The 20626-nt window shown below is 40.1% G+C and carries 21 protein-coding genes and 1 pseudogene; 9 read left to right on the top strand and 13 right to left on the bottom strand.

Annotated features, from left to right (window positions below):
* Positions 1-356: 356 nt before the first annotated feature.
* A complete protein-coding gene (locus V514_RS0115930) occupies positions 357-1187 on the bottom strand; it encodes a DUF2785 domain-containing protein (protein WP_029500857.1) in 831 nt (276 codons plus the stop codon).
* 135 nt (positions 1188-1322) lie between these two features.
* Positions 1323-2846 carry a coproporphyrinogen III oxidase gene (locus V514_RS0115925; protein ID WP_029500856.1) on the bottom strand — a complete coding sequence of 508 codons (1524 nt, stop codon included), beginning with the start codon at positions 2844-2846 and terminating at the stop codon, positions 1323-1325.
* Between the two features lie 103 nt (positions 2847-2949).
* Between V514_RS0115925 and V514_RS0115920 the strand changes: the two genes are divergently transcribed.
* A complete protein-coding gene (locus V514_RS0115920; RefSeq protein ID WP_268744229.1) occupies positions 2950-4239 on the top strand; it encodes a globin-coupled sensor protein in 1290 nt (429 codons plus the stop codon).
* 64 nt (positions 4240-4303) lie between these two features.
* On the opposite strand, the gene V514_RS0115915 is transcribed toward V514_RS0115920, so the two are convergent.
* A complete protein-coding gene (locus V514_RS0115915; RefSeq protein ID WP_029500854.1) occupies positions 4304-4651 on the bottom strand; it encodes a YlbF family regulator in 348 nt (115 codons plus the stop codon).
* A gap of 12 nt (positions 4652-4663) precedes the next feature.
* Complete coding sequence (locus tag V514_RS0115910) at positions 4664-5806, bottom strand: DUF445 domain-containing protein (RefSeq protein ID WP_029500853.1); 1143 nt, start codon at positions 5804-5806, stop codon at positions 4664-4666.
* 142 nt (positions 5807-5948) lie between these two features.
* Between V514_RS0115910 and V514_RS0115905 the strand changes: the two genes are divergently transcribed.
* The gene (locus V514_RS0115905) at positions 5949-6152 is read left to right on the top strand and encodes a DUF5342 family protein (RefSeq protein ID WP_029500852.1); all 204 of its coding nucleotides are present in this window, start codon (positions 5949-5951) and stop codon (positions 6150-6152) included.
* Here V514_RS0115905 and V514_RS0115900 read toward each other — a convergent pair.
* Together V514_RS0115900 and V514_RS0115895 are read right to left on the bottom strand one after the other, a co-directional pair.
* Positions 6143-7411 (bottom strand): MFS transporter, encoded by a 1269-nt coding sequence (locus V514_RS0115900; RefSeq protein ID WP_029500851.1) that lies wholly within the window; start codon positions 7409-7411, stop codon positions 6143-6145. The two genes, V514_RS0115905 and V514_RS0115900, sit on opposite strands and share 10 nt — an antisense overlap.
* Positions 7412-7473: 62 nt before the next feature.
* Positions 7474-7668: pseudogene (locus V514_RS0115895) on the bottom strand (ABC transporter ATP-binding protein); the annotation flags it as partial.
* Positions 7669-8248: 580 nt separating this feature from the next.
* Here V514_RS0115895 and V514_RS0115890 point away from each other — a divergent pair.
* Positions 8249-9574, top strand: a complete 1326-nt coding sequence (locus V514_RS0115890) for a hemolysin family protein (protein WP_029500849.1) — start codon at positions 8249-8251, stop codon at positions 9572-9574.
* Between the two features lie 140 nt (positions 9575-9714).
* Here V514_RS0115890 and V514_RS0115885 read toward each other — a convergent pair whose 3' ends face one another.
* The 3 genes from V514_RS0115885 to V514_RS0115875 form a co-directional block, all read right to left on the bottom strand.
* Positions 9715-10365 (bottom strand): response regulator transcription factor, encoded by a 651-nt coding sequence (locus V514_RS0115885; protein ID WP_029500848.1) that lies wholly within the window; start codon positions 10363-10365, stop codon positions 9715-9717.
* Between the two features lie 14 nt (positions 10366-10379).
* Positions 10380-11495 (bottom strand): GAF domain-containing sensor histidine kinase, encoded by a 1116-nt coding sequence (locus V514_RS0115880; protein WP_029500847.1) that lies wholly within the window; start codon positions 11493-11495, stop codon positions 10380-10382.
* Between the two features lie 220 nt (positions 11496-11715).
* Complete coding sequence (locus tag V514_RS0115875; RefSeq protein ID WP_029500846.1) at positions 11716-13263, bottom strand: bifunctional GNAT family N-acetyltransferase/carbon-nitrogen hydrolase family protein; 1548 nt, start codon at positions 13261-13263, stop codon at positions 11716-11718.
* A gap of 132 nt (positions 13264-13395) precedes the next feature.
* Here V514_RS0115875 and V514_RS0115870 point away from each other — a divergent pair, with 132 nt between their 5' ends.
* The 3 genes from V514_RS0115870 to V514_RS0115860 all read left to right on the top strand — a co-directional run bounded on the left by V514_RS0115870 (position 13396) and on the right by V514_RS0115860 (position 15146).
* Complete coding sequence (locus V514_RS0115870; RefSeq protein ID WP_029500845.1) at positions 13396-13824, top strand: disulfide oxidoreductase; 429 nt, start codon at positions 13396-13398, stop codon at positions 13822-13824.
* 3 nt (positions 13825-13827) lie between these two features.
* Positions 13828-14400 carry a thioredoxin family protein gene (locus V514_RS0115865; protein WP_029500844.1) on the top strand — a complete coding sequence of 191 codons (573 nt, stop codon included), beginning with the start codon at positions 13828-13830 and terminating at the stop codon, positions 14398-14400.
* Between the two features lie 68 nt (positions 14401-14468).
* Positions 14469-15146, top strand: a complete 678-nt coding sequence (locus tag V514_RS0115860; RefSeq protein WP_029500843.1) for a DUF554 domain-containing protein — start codon at positions 14469-14471, stop codon at positions 15144-15146.
* A 40-nt stretch (positions 15147-15186) separates the two neighbouring features.
* Here the strand turns inward: V514_RS0115860 and V514_RS0115855 are convergent, their stop codons facing one another.
* Complete coding sequence (locus tag V514_RS0115855; RefSeq protein WP_051392494.1) at positions 15187-15990, bottom strand: aldo/keto reductase; 804 nt, start codon at positions 15988-15990, stop codon at positions 15187-15189.
* A gap of 207 nt (positions 15991-16197) precedes the next feature.
* On the opposite strand from V514_RS0115855, the gene V514_RS0115850 reads away from it, so the two are divergent.
* A complete protein-coding gene (locus V514_RS0115850) occupies positions 16198-17502 on the top strand; it encodes an NCS2 family permease (protein ID WP_029500841.1) in 1305 nt (434 codons plus the stop codon).
* An 88-nt stretch (positions 17503-17590) separates the two neighbouring features.
* The gene (locus tag V514_RS0115845) at positions 17591-17992 is read left to right on the top strand and encodes a hypothetical protein (protein ID WP_029500840.1); all 402 of its coding nucleotides are present in this window, start codon (positions 17591-17593) and stop codon (positions 17990-17992) included.
* A gap of 35 nt (positions 17993-18027) precedes the next feature.
* Here the strand turns inward: V514_RS0115845 and V514_RS20800 are convergent, their stop codons facing one another.
* From V514_RS20800 to queG, 3 genes are all read right to left on the bottom strand, one after another.
* The gene (locus V514_RS20800) at positions 18028-18162 is read right to left on the bottom strand and encodes a hypothetical protein (RefSeq protein ID WP_255411574.1); all 135 of its coding nucleotides are present in this window, start codon (positions 18160-18162) and stop codon (positions 18028-18030) included.
* An 84-nt stretch (positions 18163-18246) separates the two neighbouring features.
* A complete protein-coding gene (gene trmL, locus V514_RS0115835; protein WP_029500839.1) occupies positions 18247-18723 on the bottom strand; it encodes a tRNA (uridine(34)/cytosine(34)/5-carboxymethylaminomethyluridine(34)-2'-O)-methyltransferase TrmL in 477 nt (158 codons plus the stop codon).
* A 15-nt stretch (positions 18724-18738) separates the two neighbouring features.
* Positions 18739-19872 (bottom strand): tRNA epoxyqueuosine(34) reductase QueG, encoded by a 1134-nt coding sequence (gene queG, locus V514_RS0115830; protein ID WP_029500838.1) that lies wholly within the window; start codon positions 19870-19872, stop codon positions 18739-18741.
* Positions 19873-19932: 60 nt separating this feature from the next.
* Here queG and V514_RS0115825 point away from each other — a divergent pair, with 60 nt between their 5' ends.
* Positions 19933-20622, top strand: coding sequence for a B3/B4 domain-containing protein (locus V514_RS0115825; RefSeq protein WP_029500837.1), 690 nt, complete (start codon positions 19933-19935; stop codon positions 20620-20622).
* The last annotated feature ends 4 nt before the right edge of the window (positions 20623-20626 follow it).

Here is a 20626-nt window from a genome sequence, read left to right as displayed (position 1 = left end):
ACATTGTTTAAACGTTATTTTTATTAATTTTATTGCATTTTTATAGTTTTCTGAATAAACTGAATGCAATAATGATTTAGCAAACCAATTTATACCATTTTTTATATAATCACTTTTTTTATGTCTTTTGACATTTTGGAACAAAAAATGCTGTAATTTTATCTATAAATATTCTTAATTAATGCTATTATAATAATATTTTTTCTGAATTTTACGATAATTTTCTCGTTATCAGATGTCATATTTTAGTATTTCTAGCGATAATCTTCATTTTACTATATTAATATATTTAATAAGCTATTAAACATATAAAAAAGACTACGTTATACGCAGCCTTTTCGATACTTTGTACTCCCCTATTTCATTTGTAATGTTAATTTTTCTAAACAATGATTGATACTTTTCAGTAGCGAATTATGGACGTTTTTGCGGTAAACATACAAATGAAAGACATATAAAAAGCCTGTGACATTTTTATATAAGTACAATTGTTCCTCTGAACGAAGCTTGTCTTGTTGTCGTGTGATAAATTTAGGTACACGAACAAAGAAATCTTCAATCACTTTTTCATCCAAATGAATTTTTAATAAATTCATGATTGCTTTTGATAGAACCTCTTTTTCATCGCCGATATAAAGTACAGATGAACAAGCAATTTTATTTGCTAATACGCGGAAAAGATTGGCACTTTGCTCTTTCGGAAAACGTTCATCATGCATTAATTTTTCAAGCGCATCAACCGCATATGCTACAGGTTGGACAAGCCCACCTTCTTTTCCATAGCTACGCACATCTTCCTCTAACTGAATATATAGCATCACGGCGCGGTATAACTGCTCATAAGCTGCATCTTCTATAAAAGGTTCATTGTTATGAGCATCAATGAAATAACTTAATGTTTTCATGCTGTATGCACGCTTGTAGACATCTTTGCTATCGAGCATGCCTTGATTATAAAATAAATAATCATCGCTAATGAGCTCCAGCATGACGCGCTCTTTTCGTGCGAAATCGACTTGTTCGTTGTGTGCAAAACGTTCTAATAATGTTAGTAGTTGTATTCGCAACGATTGTTGTAACGTTGCTAATGTCGGTAAAATATCTTCACTCAATTCTTGATCATTCATGTGGTGTAATGTCACATTTTCATCGATTAATTGTTGTAATCGTTCCATTGTAATGGTCATTTTTTTCAACCCCGTTCTATGCTCTGTTCATTAAGCCTATTGTAGCAAACTCGAGTATGTTCACTCAAAGGCTATCCACATCAAAAAGAAAAAGACAGTCACAACGAAAATTCCGTCGTTACCGTCTTTATTCCCTTATTTTTGCACTTTTTTACCATAAAGTTCATTTAAAATTTCAATTTTCTTTTCAATGGCATCTTCATACGTCAAAATGTAGGCAGCTGGCTCTTTCGGATTGTGATGTTGTGTAATGCGCCCTGTCTTAGCATCAACAAATTTACTTGAAGCACCACAACCAATGCCGATAATTGTTTGTACTTCTTCCATAATGACAATATTATAGATACTCTCTTCACCAGCTTTTGAATAACCAACATTTTCTAAGTTACCTAAAATATTTTTTTGGCGGTATAAATAATACGGCGCATAGTCGTGTGCATCACTCCATTCGTGTGCACGGTGCATCATTGCTTCAGCCGTTTTACGATCCGCTACTTGATACTTGTCGCGGTTATGTGTCATTTCAGATGCACGTTTAAATGATAGTGTGTGCACTGTTAGTGATTCTGGCATCATTTTTTCAGACTCAGCTAATGAATGCTCGAACTCTTCAATTCCTTCGTTTGGCAAGCCAATAATTAAATCCATATTGATATTGTTCATACCTTCTTCGCGCGCAAGCCAAAACTTATCAATTGTTTCTTGTACGGTATGATGCCGGCCAATTGCTTTTAACGTTTCATCTGTATACGATTGTGGGTTGACGCTAATACGGTCAATGCCCCATTTGCGCAATACCGCTAATTTTTCTGATGTGATTGTATCTGGTCGTCCCGCTTCAACGGTTACTTCACGAATCGTTTCTGGGTGCGGGAAATGTTTGTACATCGTATCGTAGAGCGCATCCATTTCATCTGCCTCAATCGATGTTGGTGTGCCGCCACCCCAATAAACCGATGTAATTTTCATATCATTGTCCGTTAGCCATTGTCCCATACGTTCTAGTTCGATATGCAGCCCATCTAAAAATGTATTGACGCGCCCTTGCTTGCGGTTACTTTGAATCGCATATGCTGGGAATGTACAGTAAGCACATTTTGTTGGACAAAATGGAATACCGATATAAATACTTACTTCATCGCCAATCGTATCGATGTCTGGAATCGTTTTTAATTGAATTGCAACGATACGTTCGAGTAAATCAATTTTTTCATGTGATAAGCGGAACTCGGCGACAAGTTTTTCACGAATCGCTTCGCTTGAATAGCCTTCTTTGCGGAATTTATGATAAAGCTTCGTTGGACGAATGCCCGTTAAAATCCCCCATTTTTGATGCATATCCGTTAATTGTTCTAATGCTTCTAATAATACATACGATACAGCACGTTTTAATCGAATATTTTGTTCGCGATCGGTGCCTTCTGTTTCATACGATTGATTGAATGCCGTATAAAATTTTGCGCCGCTTGCAACATCTTCTAATTCACATGTTGCATGAGCTGTATAATCTTCATCTAATTGAGCGGTAAAATGAACGCTTAAATCTACTTCTTGCTCTTTTTTTACTACTTTTGAGTCTTCAAAAAATAAATTAGCGATATGTGTGATTTGGCGTATCCAATCTTGTGGATACGGCTTATTTAATGAAATGAATTTCATTTGTTTTGTTCAACTTCTTTCAAATTTAGTTTAAATAAACATTTTTTTAGGTATAAGTAAATAAAATTACTAAAAAACGGGGGTTTTTATCATGTTTTTCAATATGCGGAAAAGAACATCTTCTGTCTTATCTATTGAACATGCGTTAGAGGTGGAATTGCCTAACGTACATATCGCAGCAAATTTACGTGGCGATATTTATACGCAACTTGATATGATTCATTTAACGACGCGTGATTTAGCTATTTTGCGATTAATGCGCCCTGTTTTAAAGGATAATTTAACATCTCTTGTTGAAAATTTTTATATAAATCTTCAAAAGGAACCATCGCTCCAACAAATTATTCAACATAATAGCACGTTTGAGCGACTAAAAAAAGCATTGTCCCATCATCTTGGTGAATTATTTGACGGTGTCATTGATGAGCAATTTGTTCGTAAACGCCAGCGCATCGCCTCGGTTCACGCGCGAATTGGTTTAGCGCCAAAGTGGTATATGTGTGCTTTCCAAGATTTATTAAATGGCTTTTTTATGATTGTCGAAAATACACGTTATGAAACAGCAGAACGTTTCGAAATTTTAAAAGCCGTTTCGAAAATTTTAAATTTAGAGCAGCAAATCGTACTGGAATTGTATGCAACGGATTACGAGCAGACGCTCATGCAAAAAAATGATGCCAATTTAGCAATTGTCGCATCGGTGCGCTCAAACTCTTCTGCACTTAGCAACGTCGCTGCTGAAACGAATGATTCGATTTCATCTATTGTTAATGTGCTTGATGATTTGAAAAAAATATCTGTACTTAACAATACATTATCAGATGAAGTTGCCCATTCTGCACATGAAGAGCAGCAACGCTTATTTGCCACTGAAGAAAATAGTACCGAACTTCATGAGACGATGCAACTAGTTAAGCACGACATCGCGGAACTTCACGACTTAAATAATCAGATTACCGATATCGCGAGCCTTATTGCTGACATTGCGAGTGAAACAAATTTACTATCACTCAATGCCTCGATTGAAGCTGCACGCGCTGGTGAACACGGCAAAGGTTTTGCGATTGTTGCAAGTGAAGTACGCAAGCTATCAGAAAATACGACAAAAGCAGTTGCAACCGTTAATGATATCGTTGCCAAAAGCTTAGCAAAAACACAGCATATCGCTGAAACATCATTGTCACTTGATACGCTTGTGACAACGTCTAATCATAATATTCATGTCACAGCACTCTCGTTTTCGGCCATTTCAACGCGCATGGAAGAGTTACGCCAGAGTAGTCATACGTTAGTGCGTAATGTTGACTATTTAAATACAACGATTACTGGCATCGAGGAAAATACAAATCGCATTCATCATGCCTCGGTTGATTTAGTCGCACAATGTACGTAACGAAAAAAAGAGCACTTTCAAGGATTTGCGCCCTTTGAAAGTGCTCTTTTTTATCACTTGCATATTATTGAATGCCGTCGTACATTGCTTGAATTGGTTTTGTTAATACGCGATTGATTTCTTGTACTAACTCGCTTAATGCCATTTCAGCCATTAGCATTTTTGAAATCGCTTCATTTTGTTGAGCTAGTTGCGCTGTTTTTTGCGCGTATTGTAGCTCATCTTCACCGATTTCTTCACCCTTCATTTGCTTTTCTTGTAACGTCATTTGTAGCTCGCGGAATTTCGCAAATAACGCAACTGCTTCATCATTTTGTTTTACTTCTTCAATTGCTGTTTTTAAGGCGCTAAATTGTTCCGTTTGACGGAATGTGCCTTCTAATTTGTTTAAATCGTCATAAATATTAATCATCTGTAATTCCCCCTACATAAAATATGAAATAATTCCTTGGAATACCCCGATGAAAGCACCGAGTACAAAACCAAGTACGGTAATCATTTTTAGTTCGCGACCTGTGATGCCTAGCACTAATTTTTCAAGCACTTCTAATGGGAACGTATCGACTTGCTCGCGTACAAGCTCCTCAATATCTAGGCGACCAATCATCGCTTCTAAGTTAGCTTCTAATTTTTCAAAGCTTGTTGCGACAACTTGTGGCACGACATGATCGGCTAAGTGCTGTGCACCCGTTGGCCAATAGTGTACAAGTGGCTTGTCTAAATGTGTGGCAATAGCTAACTCTTTTTTCGCATACGTTTGAATGTTTGTCGTTACGCTTGTGAAATCAAGGTCACCTAAAATTTGTGGCACTGTTTGGACGCGTAGCTTTTCCCACTCAGTCGTTAAAATATTGTTGACCATTTGGAATGTGCCTGGTGATACAAGGAAGTTATGAATTTCCTTTTGCACTTTCAACACGATAGAATCGCTGTCACCTAAAAACATTTGTACCATGCCACCGAGCGTTCCTTTTGATTCAAGGAAATTGTCAATCAAGCCTTTAATCGTTAAATAACCTTGACTCGATGCAAAGTAATCATCCCCACGTGTCAAAATATAACTTGAAACTTCAGGGATTTTCGCATCAACTTTGGCATTCCAACTTGCTGGTAGTAGCGTTTCAATCGCATCCGTTGACAGTACGTTTTTGAAATGACTTACTTGTTGCTCAATGACCATATCGACTTTTTGCTCAATCAATTGTGGTGCATCGGCAACGCCCGCTTGCTTTAACCAATCATTTAATGTTTTGTCGTCCGCAAAAATATATTGTTGAATAAGTTCATTAGCCTTTGCTTCAACCTTTTGTTGGTTGTCAGCATTAAAGAATTTTTTGCGGAACATTTCTGGTGTTAATAAATAATTGACGACCGTTTTCCCAAGTTGCTCAGCAATGGCGCCACGTCGTTTTGGAATAATCCCCGGCGTAAATGGCAGTCGCCAGCCAAAAAGATATTTCGCCTCTAGCGGACGGAACAACATTTTAATGGCGATATGATTCGTGAATCCACCAATAACCGAACCTATTACAGCCATTATGACAATTTTCCATAATAAATCTAGCATGTAGCTGTCACCCTTCTTTACGAATATCATTGCCTGTTCACATTATAGCAGAGGCAAAAAAAATCGCATATCAAAATCCTTTGTTCGCAAAAAGTTAGAAAAATAGGTAAACTATTACAAATAGACAAAGGAGTGATATACGATGATTCAACATTTTAAATTTAAACCATTATACAACGCTCAGCTGCCGGGTTGGCAACTAAATTTTTACAACGCGCGCACATACTACGAGGTCATCTATAATGCAGATGGCTCATTAACATGCATCACGCCAACGAATGCGGTGCTTGATGAACAATTAGCTCAGGAAATTCAAGCATTGATGGCGTTCCACGTTTACGATTGAGTTTTTAATCGTTCGAAACGTTTGCCGAATGTGAAGTAAAAATACGTTGATGCTGCTAAATAAAGGACAGACGTTATAACGAACGTATATACATAGCCATAGTAACTACCAAAGGCGGTTACTAAATACGTTGCTGGAATCCCCATTGAGGCCCAGCCGACTTGGAACACCATTTGGTTGACCGAGTTGGCGAGGCCTTTATATTTGTCATGGACAATATCCATCGCAACAGCACTTTGAATTGGCGATGCGGCATTCATGAGTGCTTGTCGGAATAAAAAGCCGATTGATGCGACCCATAAGTTCGTTGTAAATGCCGTTAATAATAGGAAAGGAATCGACGCATATTGGAAAAAAATAATCGCTTTCACTTCGCCTACTTTTTTGACGACAATTGGTCCAATAAGTTGCGCGACCGCTGTCATCGCCGAACCAATCGCTAAAATAAAGCCAATGTATGAGTTTGAAGCATCAAACCGATTGGCGAAATAAAGATTTAAATATGGAATGACAAGCCCAGAGCCTGTTCCTATCACAAGTTGTGCAATGCCAAACATCACAATAATTTTCAAATTGCTTTTAAAATCTGAAGCATGATGATCTTGCGCAAGGCGTGGCGCTTTCGGTTTACCGTCATCTAATGGTGTTGCTTTTTTCATGATGAGCATTGGTAGTAAGCCGATAATAAAGAAACTTGCACCAATTAAGAGTGCGACGCGAATGCCGGCCGCTGCGCTAATATGAAATACCTCACTCGCACCATCTGCGATGACACCACCAAATAAATTCCCTGCCACACCAGCAATCGTCACAAGTGAAAAATGCACGCTAAATAACTGCATGCGCTCTTTTGGCTTCGAGTTTTCCGCTAAAAATGGCACGCTCGCCACTTGTGGAAGTGCCCACACAAGCCCGGTTAAAAAGGCACTGATTAGCATCGTTTGCTCGGTCACCGTCACACTGCGCACAACTAATGTGAGCGCAGTAAGACCAGCACCAATAATAATCATCCATTTACGTCCAACGCGGTCACTAAGCAACCCTGCTGGTACGAGTATAATAGCCGTAGCAAGCGCCGTCATCGCAATGACGTGTCCGCTTACTTCGCCAGCGAGACCTAGCTCGCGAATATATAAATTGTACATAACGCCAAAAATCCCCATACCAATTTGGATTAAGGCGTTCCCAAACATAAACAACTTCACATTGCGATTGAATGAATTCAGTTGATGCGTCCATTCTCTCCACCAATTCGTAATGCCCACCTACTTTCTTCAATTTCACGCTTTTAAATGCTACGCTCCTTCTAGCAAAATTTCAATTACTTTGTTTGCATACCTGACTGCAAACGATACATTTGATAATATTTGCCTTGTTTTGCTAGTAACGCCTCATGAGTCCCTCGTTCGACAATACGACCGGCATCTAGGACTAAAATCAAGTTGGCATTTTTAATAGTAGAAAGTCGATACGCTATAATAAATGTCGTCCGACCACGCTTTAATACATCCATTGCATACGCTAAAAACGGTAGCGGCAAAATCGCCACAAGCGTTAATTGCCAGCAGCACAATCGCTACCGCATAGCGTTTCCATTGCGCTTTAAAAAACCAATCGAGCTTTTTAAATATATCGAACATCTTGCAGCATGCTCCTTTCTTTTTTCTCCGCAAACACAAAAAGGCGCGCACTCCTAATTAGAGCGCGCGCCTAGACATAGAAGTGTACAGAAAATATCTGCACACTTAAAAATTCAACTTACGATACATGTTGTGCGGAGATATGTGTTGTCATTGAGTTGTCGTGTAAACGCAATCCGATGTTGTTCATCATACATACCTCCTTTTCATTAATTGCTTTCCATGCTACGCCGATTCCTTTAAATTATCAATATTTTTTTAATTTTCAGTATAAATAAATTATTTCAATTATATAATAACCAATTTGCTCATTTAGTTGAGAACATTTGAAAAATCAGCCTAACTGGTCTATATTATTTTTATTAACTAATTTTTTTATTATAGGAGGTGTACACTTTGTCCTTCCCCTCATTTGGGCTTTAAGGACAAAGGAAGTCTTTGGACATAGCCATACGGTTGACAGCGGTTGCTGTCTTAATCGCGATCTCCGCGTTCTTCGTAGCAACTGAGTTTGCTATCGTACGAGCGCGAGCTACTCGAGTAAATCAGCTAGTAGCTGAAGGAAATAAACGAGCGTTAAACGCTAAAAAAGTAGTCGATAATTTAGATGAATATTTATCAGCCTGCCAATTAGGTATTACGATTACATCATTAGGTATTGGTTGGTTAGGGGCAGATGCGATAGCGTCTGTTATCGCACCTATCTTCCACTTAATCGGCTTAGAAAATGGCGCGGTGTTATCATTAATCTCATTCATCATTTCATTCTCAATCGTGACTTATCTTCACGTTGTAATGGGTGAACTTGCACCGAAAACATTAGCCATTCAAAAAGCAGAAACCGTTGCACTTGCAACAGCCAAACCATTAATCATTTTCCACAATGTTATGTTTCCATTCATTAAGTTATTAAACGTTTCAGCACGTGGTGTTGCGGCGATGTTTGGCTTAAAAGGGATGGGCGAATCTGAGGGCGCGATGTCTGAGGAAGAGCTTCGCTTAACATTATCGGATAGTCTAAAGGGCGGCGAGATTAATCAATCTGAATATCGCTATGTAAATAGTATTTTCGAATTTGATGATCGTCTTGCCAAAGAAGTCATGGTACCTCGTACAGAAATCGTCGGTATTGATAAAGACCTTACATTGAAAGAGGTTTTTGAAGTAATTGGTGTAGAACAATACACACGTTATCCCGTTATCGACGGCGATAAAGACCATGTGCTCGGTCTTGTTAATATGAAATCATTATTAACAGCCTACATTAAAAATCCAGAAGTCAACGGACCAAAATCTGTTACAACGTATATGCGACCAATTATTCGCGTCTTTGAAACAACACCGATTGGCGATTTACTACTAAAAATCCAACGTGAACGTATTCATATGGCCATCTTAATGGACGAATACGGTGGTACGTCTGGTTTAGTAACAATCGAAGATATTATCGAAGAAATCGTTGGCGATATTCGCGATGAATTCGACAACGATGAAATTCCTGAAGTGCGTAAAGTAAAAGAGGGACATTATATTATCGATGCGAAAATGCTATTAGAAAGTGTTAATGACTTTCTTGGCATTGAAATTGAAGAAGATGATATCGATACAATCGGTGGCTGGGTCATGACGAAAAACTTCGACGCCGTCAAAGGTGAAAAAATTGTCGAACAAGGTTATGAATTTGTGGTGAAAGAGCTAGAAGGTCATCATATTTTATATCTTGAAGTTCGCAAACTCGCACCGGAGAAACCCGTTGATGTCGATATGGAAACAGCTAAATAGCATAAAAGAGGCTGGGACAGACGTGTAAAAACACCCTCTCAGATGAGCATAAAAAAACCGGAATCGCGCTATGGCGCGGTTCCGGTTTTTTGTGACGAACGCTAAAAAAGGAAAAGGAACTGTTTTGTCCCAACTCTTTTTTATAGCTTGCCACTTGGCTCTGTTAAATTATGTTTGACCGCATAAAGTGCGGCTTGTGTGCGGTCTTGTACTTCTAGCTTCGCAAAAATATTTGAAATATGGGTTTTCACTGTTTTTTCGGTTACGAATAAAGACGATGCAATTTCACGATTGCTTTTGCCCTTTGTAAGCTCTGCTAACACATCGCGCTCACGCGGCGTCAATGGATGCTTCACATGAGGGCTATTTTCCTCTTCTTTTTCCGCTTCTTCTAGTTGCTCGCACGCCTCTGGATGTAAAATGCTTTCGCCCGCAATAATTTTACGAATCGTTTCGACTAATTCATCTGGCTCAATATCTTTCAGCTGGTAACCTGCCGCTCCCGCTTCAATCGCTGGTACGACATGGTCGCGGTCTGAAAAACTTGTCAACATCAGCACATGGACCTTTGGAAACTGCGCCTTAATTTTTTTTGTTGCTTGAATGCCGTCCATTTCAGGCATCACTAAGTCCATCAAGACAATATCTGGATGGAGTTCAGCAGTTAATGCGACTGCTTCTTTCCCATTTGCCGCTTCGCCAACAACTTCGAAATCTTTTTGCGTTTTTAAAAAGAATAATAAGCCACGACGGACAACGTGATGGTCATCTGCTATTAATACACGAATCATGACAAATCCCTCCTCTAATATGGCATACGGATTAAAATTTCCGTACCCTTTCCAATATCACTTACCCAATCAATTGTGCCCCCGAGCGCTGTTGTACGGTCGCGCATACTTTGAAGTCCAAGTGACGGTAACTGCACGCGGTCCGGCAGTTGAAAGCCGCGCCCTTCATCTTTAATAACGAGCAAGACATCGGTTGACGTCAGCGTAATATATAGCTCTACTTCTTTGACACCTGAATGCTTGCGCACGTTATTCAGCGCCTCTTGCGCCAAACGAAATAGCGCTTCCTCAACCTTTGATGGTAATTGCACGACGCCGATAACATTTATTTTTAGCTGAATACCAAGCATATCGGCATAGCCTTTAATCGCTTCTAAAATGCCGCTCTCTAAACCTCTTGGTCGCAACTGCCAAATAAGCGCACGCATTTCTGTTAAAGCTTCTTGCGTTAAATCTTGAATTTCTTTAAACGTTTCTTTTACGAGCGGCTCATCGCTCATCTCTACACCGGCGCGCGATGTCAGTGTCACAGAGAATAATAGCTGGTTAACAGAATCATGTAGGTCGCGCGCTAAACGATTGCGTTCCTGTACAAGCGCCATTTCTTGTTCCTGCTTCGTCAACATAATACGCTTGATTGACGAACCAATTTGAAAAGCAACCGATTCTAATAAGGCTAAATCATCATCTGAAAATCGCACCGTATTTGGCGATGCGACATTGAGTAAGCCAAAGCGTTCCTGTCCAGATTGTAGTGGGACAGTCGCATGATGTGTAATACCCGCATTATCGCCGACATCGGCTTCATTAGCACTTTCAATGCGCTGACACTCAATAATGTTCGATGCCTTTTCTAACTCGTTATTGCGAAACTTTGATAAACACCAGCAACCGCCCTTGCATAAATAGCGGCAATGATCATGCTCTAATGCTTGTGGTAAATTTTCATGCGCAATCATCTCATGTTTACCGCGCCCATTAATAAAGAAAATCCAACCTGTTTCAAAGCGTGTACCTGCTAACAACTTGCGCAGTGCACCTTGTAACATCGGCTGTAACTCTGTCTCCTCATTTAATAATTCTGCAATTTCTTTTAATAAACCAATGTTTGAATGATCTGTTGGCTGCATAGTTGGCCCCCTCAATCGTTTTGCTTACTTCTATTGTACCGTTTATTGACAATGGTTTCTCCTCATACTTTTGAATGAAAAAGAGGCTGGGACAGACATGTAAAAACACCGTCTCAGATGAGCATAAGAAAACCGGAATCGCGCGGTGACGCGGTTCCGGTTTTTTGTTGCGAATGCTAAAAAAGGAACATGACATGTGTTGTCAAAGCCGCTTCCTTACTTAGTCTTCTTTTGTATAGTTCAGTGAATAAACATCATGACGACGGTCTTTTAAATGTGCCACCGTCCCATCTTGGCGTTTACGGCGCAGAATTTCTAAATCGACATCACCAATTAAAACCATTTCTAAGTTTGGACTAGTTTCGCCGACAATCCCATCGCGTGCAAACTCAAAATCAGACGGCGCAAAAATACCTGATTGCGCATACTGAATGTCCATATTTTCTGTTTGTGGTAAGTTGCCGACCGTCCCAGCGATAACCGTATAAATTTGATTTTCGATGGCGCGTGCTTGTGCACAATAACGCACGCGTAAATAGCCTTGGCGATCATCGGTACAAAACGGTGCAAAGATAATATTGGCCCCTTTATCTGTGGCGATACGAGCCATTTCTGGGAATTCAATATCGTAGCAAATTTGGATAGCAATTTTACCGCAGTCTGTATCAAAGACGCGCACTTTATCACCACTTGAAATGCCCCACCATTTACGTTCATTTGGTGTAATATGCACTTTATATTGCTTTTCAATCGTGCCATCGCGGCGGAATAAATACGCGATGTTGTAAATTTCATCGTCCTCTTCTTTGACGAAATGCGAACCACCAATAATGTTCACGTTGTAGCGGATCGCTAAATTTGTAAACAGCTCTAAATATTGCTCGGTATATTCCGTTAGACGGCGGACCGCTAAGCTTGGTGATTTTTCATTCATAAAGCTCATAAGTTGTGTTGTGAAAATTTCAGGGAACACGACGAAGTCTGAACTAGCATCACTTGCTACATCGACAAAGTATTCACATTGGTGCGCGAATTCTTCAAAGTTAGAAATTTTACGCATCATATATTGGACGGCACAAATACGCACAGGATAGCTTGTTTTGTAGTGACGCTTTGTGCGTGGTAAGTAATCGACATTGTTCCATTCCATTAATGTCGCATATTTTGCAGAAGCGACATCATCTGGTAAGTAGTTTGGATTAACGCGCATTAACGTAAAACCATTTTTAATTTGGAATGTTAACACCGGGTCATATACTTTATGACGCGATACCGCATCGACATACTCACGCGGTGTCATTTCATTGATATGTTTATGGTAGTTTGGAATGCGGCCACCAATAATAATCGATTTTAAGTTGTGCTCACGTGCCAAATCTTTACGGGCATCGTATAAGCGTTGACCAATTTTCATACGGCGGTAGGCTGGGTCGACCATGACCTCAATACCGTATAAATTGTAGCCATTTGGATTGTGGTTTGTAATATAACCATCGTCGGTCACATCGGACCATGTAGCGCGGTCATCATATTCATCGAAGTTAATAATTAAACTTGAGCAAGAGGCAATGACTTTGCCATCTAACTCTGCAACGATTTGACCTTCTGGGAAAATATCTAAGTGGCTATTTAAATGTGCCAGCTCCCACGGGTCCATTCCTGGGAATGATTTACGTTGGATTTCTAAAATTTCATCAAAGTCAGTGCGCTTCATTTTGCGAATGACTAGGTTTTTTTCAAATTGCGATACGTCTAATTGTTCTGACATGGTTAGTCCCCTTTCATAATCAAGGCGTACCCTTATTCTACTACTCTAAAACAAAACGGAAAAATTATTTTACTTATGACGCAGTTCCTACTATAATCGAGTAAGAAATAGACTAAATTTAGGAGAATTTTCATGCAACGAAAACTCGAAAATGCCTTGTTATTTATGTGGACCATTTCATTAATTGCAATGCTCGGTTCGCTATATTTCTCTGAAGTACAGCTATATGAACCTTGTAAATTTTGCTGGTTCCAACGAATTTTAATGTATCCACTTGTATTGATTTTAGGCATCGCATACATACAACGCAATGTAAAAATCGCTGTCACAAGTGCCGTCTTCGCTATTATTGGCGCTGGCATCGCACTTTATCACTATGGCATTCAAAAAATCCCGTACTTGCAAGATAATGCTGCCTCTTGCGGTCTTGTGCCTTGTACGGGGCAATACATTAACTGGTTTGGCTTCATTACGATTCCATTTCTATCGTTAACCGCATTTATGTTAATTGCGATTACAAGCTTTTATATGATGAAACAACTGAAAAAAGGAGATAATTAATTCATGGCTAAAAAAGCAGCTACCAAGAAAAAAGACAATCGCCTGACGATTTTATTAACCGTTGCGATTGTTGTCGTGCTTGGCTTCACAGCAATTTATTTTATTAATAAATCCCAAAATGAAGCGAAAATTGATAACTCAACGAGTGCTTCAGACCAAAAAACAAGTGAAAAAGCTGCAGGTAATACCGACACACATGGCTTATATGGTGACTACAAACCAAAAGCACAAGCAACAATCGATCAACTAGGTGACAAAAACTATCAAAACATTATTTTACCGGATGATTTACAGAAAAAAATTGATGCAGGTGAAGAAACCTATGCCTACTTCTTCAGTCCAACGTGCTCACACTGCGTGGCAACAACACCGATTTTAATGCCCGCAGCAGACAAGGCGGATGTGCATATTTATCAATACAATATGTTAGAGTTTGAGCAAGGCTGGGATGATTATGCGATCAATGCGACACCAACACTTATTTATTTCAAAGACGGTAAAGAAGTTGGGCGCGTGATTGGCGAGCAAACTGCTGAGGCATTCAAAGAATTTTTCAAAACGATGACAAACTCATAAGCTAATGGCGAGAGGCTAGGTCAATCCTAGTCTCTTTTTTGTTATACTAAACAAATTGGAGGGATTTGATGATTGGAACGATTTTTAACTGTATAACGATTATTGTCGGCAGCTTCATCGGTAGCTTACTGAAAAAAGGCATTAAAGACCGCTATCAAGATATTTTAATGCAGGCGATGGGTTTTGCGGCAGTCGCACTTGGGATTAACGCCATCGTGCAATCTATGCCACAAAGCGATTTTCCGGTGCTCTTTATCGTCAGCCTTGCACTAGGTGGACTTGTCGGTGAAATGATTGATATTGAGACACAATTTAATAAAGTCGTTGGGCGCTTCTCCAAAAGTGATCTTGCAAAAGGCTTATCAACAGCGATTTTATTATTTTGTATCGGTACACTATCGATTTTAGGCCCGATCAATAGCGCGCTATATCAAGATTATACATATTTATTTACAAACGCGATTTTAGATTTTGTGACGTCGATTGTGTTAGCCTCTACGTTCGGCATTGGCATTGCCTTTGCCGCCGTTGTACTTTTTGTGTGGCAAGGCTCTTTTTATTTATTAGCCATTTATTTAAACGATTTTATGTCGGCACATTTATTGACCGAGATTTCAATTATTGGCGGTATTTTAATTTTAGCGTCCGGTCTTAGTATTCTTGGCATTAAGAGCTTTAAATCGCTCAATATGTTACCGGCATTACTCGTACCACCACTTTTTTTCATCTTCAAACATTTCTTCTAACAAAAGAGGGTGTCGCAATAGCTGCGGCACCCTCTTGTTATTAACGATTATATTTAGGATCGTCGTATGGGAATAAATCTGGGTGATTGCCGGTGCGCGCATCTTTATTAAGCGCATCGATTATCGCCATATGTTCAGCTGTTAATGCAAAATCAAATACGTCCGCATTGCTACGAATACGACTCGGCGTTACCGATTTTGGAATGACAATCGTATCGTTTTGTAAATGCCAACGAATGACGATTTGTGCCGCCGTTTTGCCATAGTGCTCGGCTAATTTTAAAATCGTCGCATCGTTTAAGGCACGTCCACGGCCAAGTGGCGACCATGCTGTCACCGCAATTTGATGGGCCGTACAAAATTCCTTTAACGCTTGCTGCGATAAGTATGGATGGCATTCAATCTGATTAACCATCGGCTGCACATTCGCCGTCGATAGTAACGCTTCTAAATGATGTGGTTCGTGATTCGACACACCCGTTGCACGAATTAATTTTTCGTCATAAAGGCGCTCAATCGCTCGATACGTTTCTTTAAATGTATCGGGCTTTGGCCAATGCGTTAAATATAAATCCATATAATCCATGTTTAAGTTTTTTAACGACACTTCAAAGGCACGCAAAGTTTCATCATAGCCCTGGTCGTTATTCCACACTTTTGATGTAATAAAAATATCCTCGCGCAAAACACCTGCCTGGTGCACCGCTTCGCCGACTTCTACTTCATTATCATAAAAAGATGCCGTATCAATCGCGCGGTAGCCAGCTTGTAATGCTGTCACCATCGCCTCCACTGCCTCTTCCTTATTAGTCATTTTATAGACGCCTAAGCCAAAACGTGGCATTTCAACGCCATTAGCTAATGTTTTTGTTGAATCAATTATTAACAAATCAACCACACTCCTTTTCTTTATTATAACGAACTTTCAAGAACGATTGCTTGCTATTGCCTGAAAACTTAAATTACAATGAATGCCATTGCTTTTTATGTCATAAACGAATATTATTATACTTGTCATTTTTAATGTTCGTATTTAGAAAGGGAGTTTCCTGTGTTTCAATTAGAAAAACATAACACGACTGTTAAGCGTGAAGTGCTCGCCGGCATTACAACGTTCTTAACGATGGTATATATTATCATTTTAAACCCTGCAATTTTAGCACAAGCAGGTGTCCCGAGTGATCAAGTATTTATTGCGACAATCATTTCAACTGTTGTCGGTACATTGTGGATGGGCTTAGTAGCAAACTATCCAATCGCCATTGCACCAGGGATGGGGCTGAATGCCTTCTTTACATTCTCTGTTGTCCTGGCATCAAAAGGTGAAATTAGTTATATGACGGCATTTGCGTCGGTATTCGTCGCAGGGATTATTTTCGTCATTTTATCGTTAACACCGTTCCGTGAAAAATTAATTAGTGCGATTCCAAACAACTTAAAGTATTCCATTACAGCAGGTATTGGCTTATTTATCGCCTTCTTAGGTTTGCGTTCATCGGGCATTATCGTCGCAAGTGACGACGCAAACTTAATCACATTAGGTGACTTAACGTCTGCTAGCGCCTTGTTAACATTCTTCGGCTTAATCTTTACCGTTGTGTTAATGGTACGCCGCGTGCCCGGTGCGATTTTCATCGGTATGCTCGTGACCGGTATTATCGCGTACTTCACCGGTATGCTGGATATGCCAAAACATCTTGTTGCGGCCCCACATTTACCAGAAGGCATTTTAATGTGGAATCCGATTGATGCTTTCGCTGAAATTATTGAATATAGCTTATATGGCGTTGTATTCTCATTTATTTTAGTGACATTATTCGATACAACAGGGACGATGGTCGGCGTCGCCAAACAAGCGGGCTTATTAAAAGAAGATGGCAAGTTGCCTCGTGCGCGTAAAGCATTATTAGGTGACTCAATCGCTACAACAGTTGGTGCAATGTTTGGTACAAGCCCAAATGCTGCGTTCGTTGAATCTTCTGCTGGTGTTGCTGCTGGTGGCCGTACGGGTCTTACAGCTGTAACCGTTGCTGTTTTATTCATCGTTGCCTCACTCTTCGGACCATTAGTAGGTGCTGTTTCAGGCGTTGCTGCTATTACGTCTCCTGTATTAGTTATCGTTGGCGCATTAATGATTAGCTCAATTAAAGATGTTGATTGGTCATCAATGGACGAAACATTACCAGTATTCCTAGTAATGTTAATCATGCCTTTAACATCTAGTATTTCTACAGGTATTGCATTTGGTTTCATTGCCTACCCAATCTTAAAAATCGCAAAAGGTGAATGGAAAAAAGTTCACCCACTGCTTTACTTATTCGCTATATTATTCATTGTCCAATTAGTATTTTTATAAGATATTAAACATTTAAAGAAGGATTCCTATTACAAAAACAGGAATCCTTCTTTTTTATGGTAATATGGAAAATAAAGGAGGTGTAGTAATGAAGAAAATTATACTGCTACTAGCGGTCATTTTAATTGCGGCGATTGCCTATAGCGTGTTTATGCCAAAAACCATCTCCTTTGAAAAAGATATTTTATCAGATGTCAATTTTTCAAAAGTGAAGGTCTCTCATGTGCTAACAGATGACGATAAAATCAATACGGTATCTACAAAGCAGTCGGATACCATTCTTACGCTCTTAAAAATGGTAGAAGCAAAGAAAGTATTACGCAACCCGGATGTAACATCTGGTACATCCTTTAAACTTGGTGGCTCTGGTGGCTCTGAATTAGTTACTGTTTATAAAGAGGGCTACCTTAGTATTGGCAGTGACCCTGATACATATTATGAAATTGACCAAACGACTTGTGAGGCTTTAATCACCGCACTTAAACCATAAAAAAAGGAGGCACCCATATCCGGGCGTCTCCCTTTTTATTGTGCAGGATCTTGCTGCAAGCCTTCCTCGCGTGCTTCCTCCGCCTGCTCACTCACCTGTTCCATTTGTTTTCCTAGTTCTTCAACTTCTTCCATGTCATTCGCCATATTGCCACTTTCACGCTCTTTCATTGGACATTCCCCCTCATAACGGTTTACTATTCTATACCCAAATTCGCACAAAAAAAGCCCCGCAAATGCGAGGCTATCGTAATATTATTTAATCATATTCGGAAAATCACGTTGGCGGAGCGCCTCAAAAATAACGATGGCTGCCGTATTGGATAAGTTCATTGAACGCACATTTTCACTTTGTGGAATGCGTAAGCACATATCCGTGCGCTCGGCGATTAACTCGCGAGGAATGCCGGTCGTTTCTTTACCGAACATAAAATAAACATCTTCATCTACGTTTGAATAATCAAACTCTGAATACAATTTTGTACCAAATGTTTCGATAAAGTAATGCGTACCATTTGCTGTTTTTTCAAAAAATTGTTCGACATTATCATAATACGTAATGTCGACACTTGACCAATAATCAAGGCCAGCACGTTTTAACATTTTATCGTCGGTCGAAAAACCTAATGGACGAATCAAATGTAAACTGACATTTGTCGCTGCACATGTACGCGCAATATTGCCTGTGTTTGCAGGGATTTCTGGTTGATATAAAACGATATTTAAAGACATATTTCTAACTTCCTTCTAGTTTTTTAACAAAGTTAAGCCTTTGTCGATTTCATGTAATACATCGCTATCTTGTTCGCGTTTCTTTGCCGCTAACAACACTTCCTCCGCTTGCGAGGCAGCGATTTTCCCGATGGCCCACGCCGCTGTACCGCGAATCATTGGACGTTCATCCTGTTCTAAAAGTGCGATGAGTTGTGGCATCGCATCTATTTCTTTAAAATGCGCGAGCGCAATAATCGCGTTGCGCTGAATCGGTTTTTTACCACGCCATGAGCCAGACATATGCCCAAACTGCGTCTTAAACTCCTTATTTGTCATCGACAATAATGGCGCAAGTAGCGGCTTCACAAGCTCTGGCTCTGGCTGAAATGCTTCGTGCAGCCAGTTTTTCTTCCCTTTATTTTTCGGGCACACTGTCTGACACGTATCACACCCATAAATTCGATTGCCAATTTTCTCGCGGAATTCATCTGGTAAAAAGCCTTTCGTTTGCGTTTGGAACGCGACACAGCGATTTGAATCAAGCTGACCGCCCTGTACGATAGCACCAGTTGGACAGACGTCAATGCATAACGTACAATCGCCACACGCATCTTCAATCGCCGTATCTGCGACGAATGGAATATTCGTAATCATTTCACCAAGATAGACATACGAGCCAAACTCCGGCGTAATAATCGAACAATTTTTCGCACTCCAACCAATGCCGGCGCGCTCGGCAACAGCTCGGTCGACAAGTTCTCCGGTATCAACCATTGAACGGAATTTAACACCTGGTACCTTTTCGGCTAAAAACGTTTCAATAGCGCATAACTTTTCGCGTAATACTGTATGATAATCCGTTCCCCATGAGGCGCGGCAAAAAATCCCGCGGCGTGCGCCTTTTTTTCCTGTTGGCGCGTTTTCCATACGCGATGGATACGCGACCGCAATCGCCACAATACTCGCCGCTTCTTCTAGTAGCAATGTAGGTTCTGTACGCAACGCAATATTTTCTTCTTCAAATCCTGATTGATAGTTGAGCTCCTGTTGTTGCTTCAGCAAATGTTTTAAATCAACGAACGGAGCCGCCGTCGTAAAACCGATTTTATCGACGCCAATCGACGCCGCAAAATCGCGTAGCTCTTGCTGCAATGTAAGTACATTCATTTTCTACTGTACTCCCTCTATGTTACAATTTCATTAAATACTTCAAAAAAAGGTGATCCGATGCATATTCAATTAGATTCATCGTTAACAACACGTATCCCCGATTTTAAAATCGGCATTATACATTATACCAAAATTACCGTTGGAGAATCGCCTCAAATGATTCAAGGGCGCACACGTTTGTATCAAGAAAGCTTATATTTCGATTTGCAAGACGGCGCTGTCACAGAACGTGCTGGCATTAACGAATGGCGCGACGTCTGGAGACAGCTTGGCTCAAACCCTAGCCGCTACCGTCATTCAACAGAAGCGATGCTACGGCGCATTGCAAAAGCTGATTATTTACAACCCGTTAATTCCGCAGTTGATTTGAACAATTTTTTCTCATTGCAATATGAAATCCCTGTTGGCAGCTACGATGCCGCACATGTTGATGGTACAATCACGCTAGCACTTGGCACAAAGGAAACTAGTTACGAGGCGCTCAATGGCCGCGTTATTACACTTGATGGGATTGCTTACGCAAAAGATGCGACCGGCGCTTTTGGTAGCCCATATGTTGATTCGACGCGTACGGCTGTCACAGAACACGCTCGTGATGTACTGCAAATCTTTTATTTACGTCCATCGATGACGCGCGCCGAAGCTGATAAATTGTTAGCGGCAGCCGGCCATATGTTTACACAAATTAATGGCGGGGAATATGAAAAGACCGTTTTAGATGCGGACTATGCATCTACTACTATGTAGGAGG

Origin of the sequence: Kurthia huakuii LAM0618, from assembly GCF_000505545.1 — a bacterium.
Lineage (GTDB): Bacteria > Bacillota > Bacilli > Bacillales_A > Planococcaceae > Kurthia > Kurthia huakuii.
Note: the sequence above shows the minus strand (reverse complement) of the source record. Positions and strands in the feature narration are given on the sequence as shown.

Excerpts from the sequence above, each read along its gene's own strand:
- V514_RS0115930 (WP_029500857.1), bottom strand. The coding sequence starts at position 1,187 with ATGACCATTACAATGGAACGATTACAACAATTAATCGATGAAAATGTG.
- V514_RS0115925 (WP_029500856.1), bottom strand. The coding sequence starts at position 2,846 with ATGAAATTCATTTCATTAAATAAGCCGTATCCACAAGATTGGATACGC.
- V514_RS0115920 (WP_268744229.1), top strand. The coding sequence starts at position 2,950 with ATGCGGAAAAGAACATCTTCTGTCTTATCTATTGAACATGCGTTAGAG.
- V514_RS0115915 (WP_029500854.1), bottom strand. The coding sequence starts at position 4,651 with ATGATTAATATTTATGACGATTTAAACAAATTAGAAGGCACATTCCGT.
- V514_RS0115910 (WP_029500853.1), bottom strand. The coding sequence starts at position 5,806 with ATGCTAGATTTATTATGGAAAATTGTCATAATGGCTGTAATAGGTTCG.
- V514_RS0115905 (WP_029500852.1), top strand. The coding sequence starts at position 5,949 with ATGATTCAACATTTTAAATTTAAACCATTATACAACGCTCAGCTGCCG.
- V514_RS0115885 (WP_029500848.1), bottom strand. The coding sequence starts at position 10,365 with ATGATTCGTGTATTAATAGCAGATGACCATCACGTTGTCCGTCGTGGC.
- V514_RS0115880 (WP_029500847.1), bottom strand. The coding sequence starts at position 11,495 with ATGCAGCCAACAGATCATTCAAACATTGGTTTATTAAAAGAAATTGCA.
- V514_RS0115875 (WP_029500846.1), bottom strand. The coding sequence starts at position 13,263 with ATGTCAGAACAATTAGACGTATCGCAATTTGAAAAAAACCTAGTCATT.
- V514_RS0115870 (WP_029500845.1), top strand. The coding sequence starts at position 13,396 with ATGCAACGAAAACTCGAAAATGCCTTGTTATTTATGTGGACCATTTCA.
- V514_RS0115865 (WP_029500844.1), top strand. The coding sequence starts at position 13,828 with ATGGCTAAAAAAGCAGCTACCAAGAAAAAAGACAATCGCCTGACGATT.
- V514_RS0115860 (WP_029500843.1), top strand. The coding sequence starts at position 14,469 with ATGATTGGAACGATTTTTAACTGTATAACGATTATTGTCGGCAGCTTC.
- V514_RS0115855 (WP_051392494.1), bottom strand. The coding sequence starts at position 15,990 with ATGCCACGTTTTGGCTTAGGCGTCTATAAAATGACTAATAAGGAAGAG.
- V514_RS0115845 (WP_029500840.1), top strand. The coding sequence starts at position 17,591 with ATGAAGAAAATTATACTGCTACTAGCGGTCATTTTAATTGCGGCGATT.
- V514_RS20800 (WP_255411574.1), bottom strand. The coding sequence starts at position 18,162 with ATGAAAGAGCGTGAAAGTGGCAATATGGCGAATGACATGGAAGAAGTT.
- trmL (WP_029500839.1), bottom strand. The coding sequence starts at position 18,723 with ATGTCTTTAAATATCGTTTTATATCAACCAGAAATCCCTGCAAACACA.
- queG (WP_029500838.1), bottom strand. The coding sequence starts at position 19,872 with ATGAATGTACTTACATTGCAGCAAGAGCTACGCGATTTTGCGGCGTCG.
- V514_RS0115825 (WP_029500837.1), top strand. The coding sequence starts at position 19,933 with ATGCATATTCAATTAGATTCATCGTTAACAACACGTATCCCCGATTTT.